Source organism: Aquitalea sp. ASV11 (assembly GCF_016429185.1).
In the GTDB taxonomy this organism is placed as follows: Bacteria; Pseudomonadota; Gammaproteobacteria; order Burkholderiales; family Chromobacteriaceae; genus Aquitalea; species Aquitalea pelogenes.
This window is the reverse complement of the sequence record NZ_JAELUD010000004.1, coordinates 86,954-99,193: the sequence shown is the minus strand read 5'-3', so window position 1 is coordinate 99,193 and position 12,240 is coordinate 86,954. Positions and strand designations below refer to the sequence as shown.

Here is a 12,240-nt window from a genome sequence, read left to right as displayed (position 1 = left end):
ACATGGGCTTTTTGTTGTGCTGTTGCGTCAGCCCGGCACGCCCAGAATCACGCTGGATGCCTTGAAGATGGCGGTGGCGCTGCAGCCGGTCTGCAAGCCCATGTCTTCGGCACTGCCATTGGTGATGATGGCGGCGATGCTGACCCCGGCGGCAATTTCGATCACCACTTCGCTATTGACCGCTCCCGGAATCAGCCGGCTGACCGTGCCACGCAGCTGGTTGCGTGCCGACAGGCGGATGTTGTCATCCCCAGTGCCGTCATCCCCGGTGCCGACAATCACCGATGAAGCCTTGATCAGCGCATAAGCCGTCACCCCCGGTTCCAGCCCCAGGCTGGCGACGCTGTCGTGGGTGACCACGGCCACCAGGCGCAGGCCATCGGTGATTTCCAGTTCAACTTCGTCATTCACCGCACCGTTCCTGACGGCCACCACCTTGCCCAGAAACTGGTTACGCGCGCTGGTTTTCATGCTCATGCCTCCCAAAAGCAGCAAGTCGTCGGCCATGCCGCTGGCCTGACGCTGCAGATTGCGCAGGAACTGCTGATGTTCCCGCTCGATGATCTGGTAATTTGCCACCAGTTGACGGCCACGAGCGGTCAGCCGGGTACCGCCACCGCCCTTGCCACCGGACAGCCGCTCCACCAGCGGCTCACCGGCGAGATTGTTCATGTGGTCGATGGCATCCCATGCAGCTTTGTAGCTCAGTCTGATATCGCGCGCTGCCTGACTGATGGAGCCGCAGACATCGATTTGCGCCAGCAAGGCCAGATGTTGCGGGCTGCCGAATTTCTCCCCGGCCAGGTTCAGCCACAATGCGCCTTGCAGGGTGATGTCCTGTTGCTTCATGTCAGATTTCCTGTCCCGGATGGGTGGCAAACGGTGCGCTCCTGATTTCTATGACATTCAGGTGGCTTGAGGTCTGGACGACCCAGCTGCTCTCCCAGCTCTGCATAGAGGAAATTCTTCCATTTGGCATCGCCCCGATTGCGCACATGCAAGGGGTAGAGATAGCACTGCAACAGCTGGTTCAGCTCGTGTCGGGACGACAGGCCCATGTCCTGCCACAGGTGGCGGCTGCCCAGGCTGGCAACGGCCACTGCATGTGCCAGCCAGCGGCCATGCAGTGGATTTTCCGCCGCCGAGCGGTTAACCAGCAGCATGAGCAGCAAATCATTATGCAAGGGTGGGCGCTGTGCCTGCAGTTGCTGGTACTGGGCATCGGGCAAGGCTTCCATGGTGCCAAGCTCTGGCGCGCAGGTGGACAACACCTCCAGAAAGTCCGCTTGTGACAGGCCCAGTGTCCAGGCAAACAGTGGCAGCTCACCATCCTGTGCATTGCGCAGCACACCCAGCACCGCACGGCTGAGCAGACTGAAGGTCTGTTGTTGCCGGGAATCATCCATGGAGCGTCTCCGTCAGGTCCGCAGGTGGCTGACCAAGCCTGCCTTCCTGCAGGTATAGGGTTTGCTGGCCGAATGCGCGCACGTCTGCCGCATCGTGGGTAATCAGCAGCATGGGAATGGACAGCCGTTGCAACAGTTCGGCCAGCTCGCCGCGTAATTGCTGGCGCAGCGCCGGATCCAGCGCGGAGAACGGCTCATCCAGCAGCAAGGCACGCGGCTGGGCCACCAGCGCGCGGGCCAGTGCGGTGCGCTGGCGCTGGCCGCCGGACAGGGTGGCCGGCAGTTGATCGGCCAGTGTTTGCAGGCCGAAAGCTTCCAGCCAGTAATCAACAGCCTCCAGCTGGCGGCGGCGTCCGGGGTTGAGCCAGCCGCGCTGCAGGCCAAAGCCGATGTTCTGCCGTACGCTCAGATGCGGAAACAGCGCGTAATCCTGAAACAGATAGCCCAGCTGCCTTTGCTGTGGACTCAGGCAGATGCCCTGTGCGCTGTCGAACAGACTGCGGCCATCCAGCCGGATGTGACCGGCATCAGGGCGGTGCAAGCCGGCAATGGCCTTGAGCAGCAGGCTCTTGCCTGCGCCGGACGGGCCATACACCACCAATTGCTGGCAGCGGCTTTGCAGGGAAATATCCAGCGAGAAGCTGCGCTGACCGCTGTGCAGGGTGTGGCGGATGGAAAGATCAAAGCGGGGTGTTGTCATGTCAGCGCTCCGCCACCCGGCCCGGAGCCAGCTTGCCGGCCAACAGCAAAACCAGCACACAGACCAGCGATGTCACCAGTACCAGCCGGTTGGCGCTGTCGTCCTGTCCTGCTTGTACTGCCTCATAAATGGCTACCGACAAGGTCTGGGTCTTGCCGGGAATACTGCCCGCCACCATCAGCGTGGCACCGAATTCACCCAGTGCGCGGGCAAAAGCCAGCAGCAAGCCAGCCAGTATTCCACGCCAGGCCAAGGGCAGGGTGATGCGAAAGAAAATGCCGATTTCCGAGATGCCCAGCACGCGGCCGGCCTGTTCCAGCTGGCCGTCCACCGCTTCAAATGCCGCGCGGGCTGGTTTGTATACCAGGGGAAAAGCTACCAGCGCGGCGGCAATTACCGCACCTTGCCAGGTGAAGATCAGGATGATGCCAAACTGCGCCTGTAGCCAGCCGCCCAAGGGGCCGCGTCGGCCCAGCAAGGTGAGCAGGTAATAGCCCAGCACGGTGGGCGGCATCACCATGGGCAGGGTCAGCAAGGTGTCCAGCAGATTACGGCCGGGAAAGCGGCCACGTGCCAGCAACAAGCCTACCCCCACGCCCAGCAACAGGTTGAGCAGGGTGGCGCAGCCCGCCACCCGCAGCGACAGGCCCAGTGCTGTCCAGGCCGGGTCATTCATCCAGTCAGTCATGGTCAGGGTTTGCTGAATCCATAGCGGGCCAGAATGGCCCGGGCGGCTGGCGACAACAGATAGCTGACAAAGCGTTGTGCCTCGGCGGCATTGGCCGCGCTGGTGGTGCGCGCCACCGGGTAGCTGATGGTTTCATCCAGCGGCACGGCAAACGCTACTTTTACCTTGTCCGGCATGATGGCGGCGTCGGTCTGGTAGACAAAGCCGGCCTCCACTTCGCCACGGGCTACGTAATCCAGCGACTGGCGTACGTTCTGGGTATTGATGGCCTTGGCTTCCACCGCTGGCCACAGGTGGGCATTTTCCAGCGCCCGCTTGGCGTAGCGGCCTACCGGCACGCTGGCCGGAACGCCCAGCGCCACATGCTTGATGGCAGGCTGTTGCAGGTCGGACAGTTGTTGCAGCTTCAGCTTGCTGTCGGCAGGCACAATCAGCACCAGCGTATTGCGGGCAAAGTCCTTGCGCTCGGCACTGTTCACCAGTTTCTGCTTGACCGCGCTGTCCATGGTTTCCTGATCGGCCGAGGCAAACACATCCACCGGTGCTCCCTTGGCCATTTGCTGCAACAGCGCGCCGGAAGCGGCAAAGTTGAAGTTGACCTTGCTGCCCGGATTTTTCGCTTCAAAACCCTGGGCAATATCCTTGAAGGCATTGGTCAGGCTGGCGGCGGCAGAAACAGTGATTTCCCCGGCCAGGGTATGTCCTGCCAGCAACATGCTGCACAGGGAAAGGGCAATCCGCCTTGCTTTCATCGGGCACTCCGGTGTGAGGGATGAGTGCGTAATATACCCGGATATATAACGCCAAGAAATAATCCTTCCGGTGAATGGGCAATCGGCCGGAGTTGGTAGCGGTGAATGGTGGGGTTCTGGGGTGTCGCACGAAAAAAGCCCGGGCAGCTGAGTGGCTGACCGGGCTTTGTGACAGAAGCTCAGGCGGCGGGTAATTCTGCACGCCGTGGCAAGTCCGGCCCGCGGCGCGAGCAGGTGATGGCAGCGGCGCGGATGGCAAACTGCAGCAGGGTGTTGATTTGTGCCTGATCCAGCCCGGCCAGCGCGGCCGGACTGGCCAGACCCTGCTCGGCCAGATGGCATAGCAAGGCGGCCTGGAAGGTGTCGCCCGCGCCCACGCTGTCCACCACGTCCACCGGCAGGGCCGGCAGCGACCATTCACCGTGGTGCGGGCTGAACACGGTGACGCCGTCGCCGCCACGGGTCAGTATCACCAGACTGCATTGCCCGCCCAGCCAGCGACGGGCGGCTTCTTCCACCGGCAAGTCCGGGTAGAGCAGTTGCAGGTCTTCGTCGCTGACCTTGATCAGATGGGCATGGTTGGCATGGAAGTCCAGCACGCTGCGCCAGCGGTTCAGGTCCGGCTCCACGTTCAGGCGAATGTTAGGGTCCAGGCTGATCAGCCGTTGCTTGCTTTCACGGGCGACCAGATGTTGCAGGCTGTCACCGGTGGGGTGGCTCACCAGCGCATACGACCCGACATGAATCCCCTGTACCGCATTGCCCAGCTGTGGCAGGTCGGCAAGGCTAAGGCTGGCTTCCGGGGCCTTGTCACCATAAAAGCTGTATTGCGGCTTGCCAGCGGCATCCAGCCCCACCAGCGCCAGTGTGGTGGGCAATTGGCGCAGTTGCAGGTGGCGGCAGTCCACGCCTTCCTGCTCCAGCACGGCAAGCAACTGCCGGCCAAGGAAATCCTCTGACATGCCGCTGAACAGGGCAGCGCGCTGGCCCAGCCGCGCCAGCCCGATGGCGACATTAAAGGGCGAGCCGCCCGGCACCGCCTGATAACGCAGTTGTGGCCAGCAGTCGGCACTGGCGGGCTGATCGACAAAAAAGTCGAACAGCGCTTCTCCACAAACCAGAAACATGTTGTTCTCCTGACTCAATCGTTTGGTAGCGCTTGCAGCCACTGCGCCAGTTTTTCGGTATCGGCGGCAAACAGGCGGATGCCTTCGGCCAGTTTTTCCGTGGCCATTGCGTCTTCATTCAGCGCAAAGCGGAAGCGGCTTTCGTCGATGGCATCGTCCAGCAGGCTGGCAGGCAGGGTGTCGTCGCCCAGGTCCATGTCAGCATGCAGTTGCGGCTGCAACACGCCATCCGCCTGTTGCAGCTGTTGCAGCAAATCCGGGCTGATGGTGAGCAGGTCGCAGCCGGCCAGTGCCAGGATCTGCCCGGTGGAGCGGAAGCTGGCTCCCATCACTTCAGTAGCAAAGCCATGCTGGCGCAGAAGGGCGTAAATGCGCCGTACCGAACGCACTCCGGGGTCGTTGACGCCGGCATGGGCGGCTTCGTCCCAGCTGGCCCCGGCGGTTTTCTTGTACCAGTCGTAAATGCGGCCAACAAAGGGTGAAATCAGTTTGACTCCGGCACGGGCGCAGGCGGCGGCCTGTACCGGGGCAAACAGCAGGGTGAGGTTGCAGTGAATGCCGTCACGCTGCAGCGCGGCGGCCGCCTGAATGCCTTCCCAGGTAGCGGCAATCTTGATCAGCACACGGGAGGTATCTACCCCGGCTGCCTGATACAGGGCAATCAGCTGACGCGCCTTGGCCTCGGTGGCCACGCGGTCGAACGACAGGCGGGCGTCCACTTCGGTGGAGACCCGGCCCGGTACGCTGTCCAGAATGCGCAGGCCAAAGGCAATCAGCAGCGCGTCGATCTGCTGATCCATGGGTAACTGGCGCTTGTCGGCCAGTGTGTCCAGCACCAGTTGGCGATAAGCCGCTTGCTGGGCCGCCTTGAGAATCAGCGAAGGGTTGGTGGTGGCGTCCTGCGGGGCGTACTGGCGGATCAGCTGAAAGTCGCCAGTATCGGCCACCACGGTGGTGTATTGCTTGAGTTGTGCCAGCAAATTCATGCTCAGGCCTCTTGCTGTGGAACCGGTCGGTTCCGGTAGATGTCACGGAAAAGTTGCAGACGGCCTTGCAGCGCCTGATGGCGCTGGGCATCCGGCTGATACACGGCCTGCACCGGTGGCCTGGTGCATACGGTGGGGATATCACCGCCCGCTGCCAGCCAGCCCAGCCGGGCTGCGCCCAGTGCACCACCGGCTTCACTGCCCACATGGGTGACAATGTCCAGTTGCAATGCATCGGCCAGCAGTTGCGCCCAGAACGGGCTGCGTGCGCCACCGCCCACCAGCGACAGCTGGCTGACCTGACTACCGGCGGCACGCAATGCATCCAGCCCGTCCACCATGCCGAAGCTGACGCCTTCCAGCACCGCATAGCCCAGCGCGGCACGGTCGTGCGCCTGGGTCAGGCCCCAGAACACACCGGGGGCAAAGGGGTCGTTATGCGGGGTGCGTTCGCCGGACAGATAGGGCAGGAATACCGGCGCGCTGGCGCGGGCCTCATCCGGCATGGCTTCGATTTCCTGCAGCAGGCTGGCTTCATCCACGCTGGTGAGCTTGCAGAACCAGCGCAGGCAACTGGCGGCGGCCAGCATCACGCTCATCTGGTTCCAGCGGCCGGGCAGGGCATGGCAGAAGGTGTGCAGGGCGGAGGCCGGGTTGGGGCGGAAACTGTCGTCCACCACAAACATCACGCCCGAGGTGCCCAGCGACAAAAAGCCGTCGCCCGGCTGCACCGCGCCGATGCCCACTGCGCTGGCCGCACCGTCACCGGCACCTCCGGCCACGATGACGCCATCCCCCAGCCCCCAGGCGGCGGCGACTTCCGGCAGCAGGGTGCCTGCGGCTTGCAGGCCTTCCACCAGTTGCGGCATCTGCTCGCGGCGCATGCCGGAGGCGGCCAGCAATTCGTCCGACCAGTCGCGTTCGGCTACATCCAGCCACAAGGTGCCGGAGGCATCCGAGGTGTCACACACCTTGGCCCCGGTCATGCGCAGGCGCAGGTAGTCCTTGGGTAGCAGTACGGTAGCGGTGGCGGCAAACAGCTCCGGCTCGTGGCGGGCCACCCACAACAGCTTGGGCGCGGTAAAGCCCGGCATGGCCAGGTTCCCTGCCAAGTGGTGCAGACGCGGCGCAGCAGCCGTCAGTGCCTGGCATTCAGCCACACTGCGCAAGTCGTTCCACAAAATGGCCGGGCGCAATACCCGGTCGTGCTCGTCCAGCAGTACCGCGCCATGCATCTGGCCGGACAGGCCGATGGCGCGCACGCCGGCAAAGGCCGCACCGGCCTTGTCTCGCAGCTTGGCAATGGCCTTGCCGGTGGCCTGCCACCAGTCTTCCGGCTGCTGCTCGGACCAGCCAGGCCGTGGCCGCGACACGCTCAGGCTTTCGCCCGCCACGGCCAGCAGGCCGCCAGCCTCATCCAGCAGGACAACCTTGACTTCCGAGGTGCCCAGATCAATTCCAAGATACATCGCTCTCTCCAGCGGATTACCCGAATCAGCCTGCCTGCATGCCATCCAGCCACTGGTCGATTTTTTGCAGCGCCGCACGCAGCGGCGTCTCCAGTTGAGCGGTGCCAGCCAGGCTGCCCCACAGCATGGGGTCGGCGCAGAAGGCGGCCACCGGGTCGGCGGCGGCCAGCATCTGGCGGCAGGCTGCGGCGTCCATGATACCGTCCTGATAGGTGTATGGCAGCGTATTGGCTTGCCAGCGTTGCAGGAAGCGGAAGAACAGCGCCGGCAGCATGCAGGTGGCCTCCGGCACCGCACCACGCGCTACGCATTGTTGCAAGGTGGGAGCGATGAAACCCGGCACCTTGGAGAAACCATCAGCAGCCACACGCTGGTTGCTGTCGCGGATGTGCGGGTTGCCAAAACGCTCCAGCACGGTGTCGCGGTAGGCAGCCAGATCCAGCGGACTGGGCGACAGGCAGGGGATGACATCTTCGGTTACGTAATCGAAAGCCATCTGGCGGATGGACGGCACGGCCGTGCTTTCATCAATGCTGGACAGGCCAATCAGGGTTCCGGCCCAGGCAATGCAGCTGTGGCTGGCGTTGAGGATGCGGATTTTGGCTTCCTCATACGGCAGTACTGACTCCACCATTTCCACGCCAACAGTCTCCAGCGCCGGGCGACCGGCAATGAAGTTGTCTTCCACCACCCACTGGATGAAGGACTCGCCCATGATGGCGCAGGGGTCGTGCTTGCCGGTGGCCGCCTGTACCCGCGCGACAACTTCCGGCGTTGGGCGCGGGGTGATGCGGTCCACCATGCAGTTGGGGCTGCTGGTATGGCTGTCCACCCAGGCGAGCAAATCCGTTTCGCCACGCAGTTGCAGAAACTGCTTCAGCCCGCTGTGAAAGCGCTCGCCGTTATGGCGCAGGTTGTCGCAGTTGAGCAGGGTGACTGGCGCACCGCTATCCGCCATGCGGGTGCGCAAAATGGCAGCGATGGCGCCATAGATGGTGTTAAGGCCGCCTTGCAGGTCGGCCGCCAGGTCGGCATTGGCGGTATCCAGCTGCAAGTGCTGGTCCAGGTAATAGCCGCCCTCGGTCACGGTGAAGGAAATCACCCGAGTGTTGCTGTCCGCCCCTGCGGCAATCAGCGCGGATAATTGGGCGTCCCAGGGAATGACGGCCTGAATGGCGTGGATTTCTTCATAACGATGCTCACCGGCCGGGGAGATGGTTTCCAGCGTGTACACGCCGTTTTGGGCGGCCAGTTGCTCCAGTAGCGGCGACATGTCAGCGCGGATATTGCCCAGCGCCAGCCGCCAGGCGGGCTGGCCTTGTTTGGCCAGTTGGTCCAGATACCAGGCCTGATGGGCGCGATGGAAGGAACCGGCACCGATGTGCAGCCAGCCGGGCTGTTGTTGGGATGAAGTCATGATCTGTGCTTCCTGTGTTTGGCTTGATCAGGGCGCAGCCGTCCCCGCGCCCTTGCCGGACAGGCAAGGGCGGTGCAGGGGCTGCAATGCTTGAAATCAGTGTTGCGTCGGCGGTGTGGTGCGCGGCATGGCCTCGCCCTGGCTGTCGAACAAGTGGCAGTGGTGCGGCTTGATGGAGAAGCCGATCTGGCTGCCATCGGCCACTTCCAGTGTGTCCGGGATGCGGCTGATCAAGGGTTCTTCGGCACTGGCGGAGGCGGCATAGATATAGGAGAAGTCACCCAGGCCCTCCACCGTGCTGACGGTGGCCTTGATGACGGGATGGTCGCTGTCCAGTTGCAGGTATTCCGGCCGCACCCCGATGCAGACCTTGTCACCGGGCTGGATGCCACGCGCAGCCACGCACACCTGTTGCAGGCCGCCGTTGTTGATCTGCACGGTGACGGTTTCAGCATCGATGGCGCTGACGGTGCCGTCGATGAAGTTCATCTTGGGCGAGCCGATAAAGCCCGCCACAAAACGGTTGGCCGGGTGGTGGTACAGGGTTTTCGGGCTGCCCACCTGCTCGATGCGTCCGGCGGACAGCACCACGATCTTGTCGGCCAGCGTCATCGCCTCTACCTGGTCGTGGGTGACGTAGATCATGGTGGTTTTCAGGTCCTGGTGCAGACGGGAAAACTCCAGCCGCATTTTTACCCGCAGCGCGGCGTCCAGATTGGACAGCGGTTCGTCAAACAGGAACACCTTGGGCTCGCGGGTGATGGCGCGGCCAATGGCCACCCGTTGGCGCTGGCCGCCGGACAAGGCCTTGGGTTTGCGGTCCAGCAGGTGGTCGATATGCAGGATGCTGGCTGCCTTGCGTACCGCAGCGTCGATTTCGCTTTTGGATTTGCCCGCCAGCTTCAGGCCGAAGGCCATATTGTCGTACAGGCTCATATGCGGATAGAGCGCATAGGACTGGAACACCATGGCGATGCCGCGCTTGGCCGGTGGCACGGTGTTCATGCGGTCGTCGCCAATCAGCAAATCGCCGCCGCTGATGTCTTCCAGCCCGGCAATCATGCGCAGCAGGGTGGATTTGCCGCAGCCGCTGGGGCCGACAAACACCACGAATTCTCCATCCTGAATGTCCAGATTGATGTCGCGCATCACTTCCGGGTTGTCGCCATAGCGCTTGCTGACATTACGCAGGTTGACGCTTGCCATATTCATTCTCCTCGGGCGGCTGGGGTCGCCGCTTTTGTCATTGTTGGTGGTGTTGGCACAGCAGGGCCACCAGCTGGGGCAGGCGCTGCATGTTATCAAAAGTAGTGCAGGCCCCGCAGGCCAGCAGCTTGTCGGCCTGGCCGTCGGCCACATGCCCGGCACCGGTAAAGCCCAGTACCGTCATGCCGGCTGCCACGGCAGCGCGTACGCCGGTGACGCTGTCTTCCACCACCAGGCAGTGCTGCGGCGCCACGCCAAAAGCCTGGCTGGCGGCCAGATACAGCGCCGGGTCCGGCTTGGCCGCGCCCACTTCATCGGCGCAGAAAACCCGGTTTTCAAACAGCGGGGCCAGGCCGGTTTTGTTCAGCGCAGCACGTACCCGGTGCCCGGCGCTATTGCTGACCACCGCCCGCGGCAGCGGCACGGCGGTCATGGCGGCGGCCACGCCGGGTATCAATTGCAGGCGTTCGGCCACTTCGCCTTCCACCGTGTCACGCAGTTGTTCGATGTCTGACGCCGACATGGACAGCGGATGGTGACGGGCGATGTCGGCCAGCAGTGCATCCAGCGTCAGGCCAAGGCGCGGCAGGATGGCGGCAGCCACATCGATGCCGGGCAGGCTGGCGGAAAGTTCGCGCTGCAACACTTCAAAGGCGATGGCTTCGGTGTCCAGCAGCACGCCGTCGCAGTCGCTGATCAGATGGGTGAAGGTCTGGCTCACTTGACCGCTCCGAAGGTAAGGCCGCGTACCAGCTGCTTTTGTGCCAGCCAGCCCAGCACCATGATGGGTGCGACCGCCAGCAGGGAAGCAGCAGACAGCTTGGCCCAGAACAAGCCCTCCGGGCTGGAGTAGGAGGCAATGAACACCGTCAGCGGCGCGGCATGCGAGCTGGACAGGTTGATACTCCAGAAAGCCTCGTTCCACGACAGGATCAGCAACAGCAGGCCGGTGGAAGCCAGGCCGGGCAAGGACATCGGCAACAGCAGGTGGAAGATTTCCTGCCAGGTATTGGCCCCGTCAATGCGTGCGGCTTCCAGGATTTCCTTCGGTACTTCGCAGAAGTAGGTAAAGGCCATCCACACCGCGATGGGCAGGTTGATCAGGGTATAGATGATGATCAGCCCGCTGACGGTATCCAACAGCCCGCTGTTCTTCCACAGCAGGTAGACCGGCAGCAGTACGCCCACCGACGGCATCATCTTGGTGGACATCATCCACAGCAGGATTTTCTGGGTACGCGGGCCGGGGAAGAAGGCCATGCTGTAGGCGGCCGGAATAGCGACCAGCAGGCTCAGCACGGTAACGCCCAGCGAGATGGCGATGGAGTTGCCGGCAAAGGACAGGTAGTCGCTGCGGGCAAACACCTCGCGGAAGCTTTGCAGCGTAGGCTGGAAAATCACGCTCAGCTGGTAGGCCTGCTCCTCGGTCTTGAAGGCGGTGATCATCATCCAGAAGATGGGGAAGAACACCAGGATGGCCAGGCTCCAGGCCACGGCGGAGGTGATGCCATAACGCAGGCGGCTGTGGGCGACGCTCATTGCTCGTTCTCCCCTTTGAGGTTGCTGGCCAGCATGCGCACCAGGAATACCGACACGATATTGGCCAGTACCACGGCCAGAATGCCGCCGGTGGACGCCATGCCCACGTCAAACTGTTGCAGGCCCATGGAGTAGATCAAAAAGGACAGAGTGGTGGTGGCCGTACCCGGACCACCCGCGGTGGTGGTGTAGATTTCGGCAAAAATCGACAGCAAAAAGATGGTTTCAATCATCACCACCACGCCGATGGCACGCTTGAGGTGCGGCAGCACGATGTAAAAGAACATGGAGAAGGGGCCGGCACCGTCAATCTGCGCGGCTTCCTTTTGTTCCGGGTCCAGCGACTGGATGGCTGTCAGCAGAATCAGGAAGGCAAACGGCAGCCATTGCCAGCTGACAATCATGATGATGGAAAACATCGGGTACTGGCCCAGCCAGTCAATCGGCTGCAAGCCCAGCGCATGCATGGCAGCGGCCAGCAGGCCGTATACCGGGTGCAGCAGCATGTTCTTCCAGATCAGCGCACTGACGGTGGGCATGACAAAGAAGGGCGCAATCACCAGCAGCCGGGCAATGCCACGACCAAAGAATTCCTGGTCGAACAACACCGCCAGCAGAACACCGCCCACTACCGAAATCAGCAGTACCGCGCCGGTCAGCAGCAGGGTATTGAAGATGGACGGCAGGAAGGACGGGTCGCTCCACAGGAAGCGGTAATTATCCAGCCCGACAAAACCGGACTCGTCCGGGCTGAGCAGGTTGTAACGGGTGACCGAGAAATAGATGGTCATCAGCAGCGGCACCACCGACCACAGCAACAGGCTGAGGACAGCGGGGGACAGCAGCCAGCGCTGTGCCCAGACGGATTTGCGTGCGTTGCCGGCAGCGGCAGCGGCATGGAGCTGGCCGCTGTCAACAGCGGGCAGGGCCTCGCGGGTGGGGGAGTTCAT

Annotated in this window: 13 protein-coding genes; all 13 read right to left on the bottom strand. The window is 62.8% G+C overall.

Annotated features, from left to right (window positions below; translation table 11 throughout):
• Positions 1 to 27 precede the first annotated feature (27 nt).
• Positions 28 to 849: a TOBE domain-containing protein gene (locus JHD62_RS02895; RefSeq protein WP_199101695.1), complete on the bottom strand. Its 822-nt coding sequence runs from the start codon at positions 847 to 849 to the stop codon at positions 28 to 30.
• Positions 846 to 1,406: a nitrogen fixation protein NifQ gene (locus JHD62_RS02890; RefSeq protein ID WP_199101694.1), complete on the bottom strand. Its 561-nt coding sequence runs from the start codon at positions 1,404 to 1,406 to the stop codon at positions 846 to 848. Before JHD62_RS02890 ends, JHD62_RS02895 begins: the two co-directional genes overlap by 4 nt.
• Entirely contained in the window at positions 1,399 to 2,106 is a 708-nt protein-coding gene (locus JHD62_RS02885) for an ATP-binding cassette domain-containing protein (RefSeq protein ID WP_199101693.1), read from the bottom strand. The genes JHD62_RS02890 and JHD62_RS02885 overlap by 8 nt, the downstream gene beginning before the upstream one ends.
• Position 2,107: 1 nt before the next feature.
• Positions 2,108 to 2,794, bottom strand: a complete 687-nt coding sequence (gene modB, locus JHD62_RS02880; RefSeq protein ID WP_199101692.1) for a molybdate ABC transporter permease subunit — start codon at positions 2,792 to 2,794, stop codon at positions 2,108 to 2,110.
• A 2-nt stretch (positions 2,795 to 2,796) separates the two neighbouring features.
• Positions 2,797 to 3,546, bottom strand: coding sequence for a molybdate ABC transporter substrate-binding protein (gene modA, locus JHD62_RS02875; protein ID WP_199101691.1), 750 nt, complete (start codon positions 3,544 to 3,546; stop codon positions 2,797 to 2,799).
• Between the two features lie 179 nt (positions 3,547 to 3,725).
• A complete protein-coding gene (locus JHD62_RS02870; protein WP_199101690.1) occupies positions 3,726 to 4,673 on the bottom strand; it encodes a carbohydrate kinase in 948 nt (315 codons plus the stop codon).
• Between the two features lie 14 nt (positions 4,674 to 4,687).
• A complete protein-coding gene (tal, locus tag JHD62_RS02865) occupies positions 4,688 to 5,659 on the bottom strand; it encodes a transaldolase (protein WP_199101689.1) in 972 nt (323 codons plus the stop codon).
• 2 nt (positions 5,660 to 5,661) lie between these two features.
• A complete protein-coding gene (gene xylB, locus JHD62_RS02860) occupies positions 5,662 to 7,128 on the bottom strand; it encodes a xylulokinase (protein ID WP_199101688.1) in 1,467 nt (488 codons plus the stop codon).
• 25 nt (positions 7,129 to 7,153) lie between these two features.
• Entirely contained in the window at positions 7,154 to 8,545 is a 1,392-nt protein-coding gene (dalD, locus tag JHD62_RS02855) for a D-arabinitol 4-dehydrogenase (RefSeq protein WP_199101687.1), read from the bottom strand.
• A 96-nt stretch (positions 8,546 to 8,641) separates the two neighbouring features.
• Positions 8,642 to 9,751, bottom strand: coding sequence for an ABC transporter ATP-binding protein (locus tag JHD62_RS02850; RefSeq protein WP_103525925.1), 1,110 nt, complete (start codon positions 9,749 to 9,751; stop codon positions 8,642 to 8,644).
• A 37-nt stretch (positions 9,752 to 9,788) separates the two neighbouring features.
• Positions 9,789 to 10,472, bottom strand: coding sequence for an HAD-IA family hydrolase (locus JHD62_RS02845; RefSeq protein WP_199101686.1), 684 nt, complete (start codon positions 10,470 to 10,472; stop codon positions 9,789 to 9,791).
• Complete coding sequence (locus tag JHD62_RS02840; RefSeq protein WP_199101685.1) at positions 10,469 to 11,290, bottom strand: carbohydrate ABC transporter permease; 822 nt, start codon at positions 11,288 to 11,290, stop codon at positions 10,469 to 10,471. The genes JHD62_RS02845 and JHD62_RS02840 overlap by 4 nt, the downstream gene beginning before the upstream one ends.
• Positions 11,287 to 12,240, bottom strand: coding sequence for a carbohydrate ABC transporter permease (locus JHD62_RS02835; RefSeq protein ID WP_199101684.1), 954 nt, complete (start codon positions 12,238 to 12,240; stop codon positions 11,287 to 11,289). The genes JHD62_RS02840 and JHD62_RS02835 overlap by 4 nt, the downstream gene beginning before the upstream one ends.

Excerpts from the sequence above, each read along its gene's own strand:
- JHD62_RS02895 (WP_199101695.1), bottom strand. The coding sequence starts at position 849 with ATGAAGCAACAGGACATCACCCTGCAAGGCGCATTGTGGCTGAACCTG.
- JHD62_RS02890 (WP_199101694.1), bottom strand. The coding sequence starts at position 1,406 with ATGGATGATTCCCGGCAACAACAGACCTTCAGTCTGCTCAGCCGTGCG.
- JHD62_RS02885 (WP_199101693.1), bottom strand. The coding sequence starts at position 2,106 with ATGACAACACCCCGCTTTGATCTTTCCATCCGCCACACCCTGCACAGC.
- modB (WP_199101692.1), bottom strand. The coding sequence starts at position 2,794 with ATGACTGACTGGATGAATGACCCGGCCTGGACAGCACTGGGCCTGTCG.
- modA (WP_199101691.1), bottom strand. The coding sequence starts at position 3,546 with ATGAAAGCAAGGCGGATTGCCCTTTCCCTGTGCAGCATGTTGCTGGCA.
- JHD62_RS02870 (WP_199101690.1), bottom strand. The coding sequence starts at position 4,673 with ATGTTTCTGGTTTGTGGAGAAGCGCTGTTCGACTTTTTTGTCGATCAG.
- tal (WP_199101689.1), bottom strand. The coding sequence starts at position 5,659 with ATGAATTTGCTGGCACAACTCAAGCAATACACCACCGTGGTGGCCGAT.
- xylB (WP_199101688.1), bottom strand. The coding sequence starts at position 7,128 with ATGTATCTTGGAATTGATCTGGGCACCTCGGAAGTCAAGGTTGTCCTG.
- dalD (WP_199101687.1), bottom strand. The coding sequence starts at position 8,545 with ATGACTTCATCCCAACAACAGCCCGGCTGGCTGCACATCGGTGCCGGT.
- JHD62_RS02850 (WP_103525925.1), bottom strand. The coding sequence starts at position 9,751 with ATGGCAAGCGTCAACCTGCGTAATGTCAGCAAGCGCTATGGCGACAAC.
- JHD62_RS02840 (WP_199101685.1), bottom strand. The coding sequence starts at position 11,290 with ATGAGCGTCGCCCACAGCCGCCTGCGTTATGGCATCACCTCCGCCGTG.
- JHD62_RS02835 (WP_199101684.1), bottom strand. The coding sequence starts at position 12,240 with ATGAACTCCCCCACCCGCGAGGCCCTGCCCGCTGTTGACAGCGGCCAG.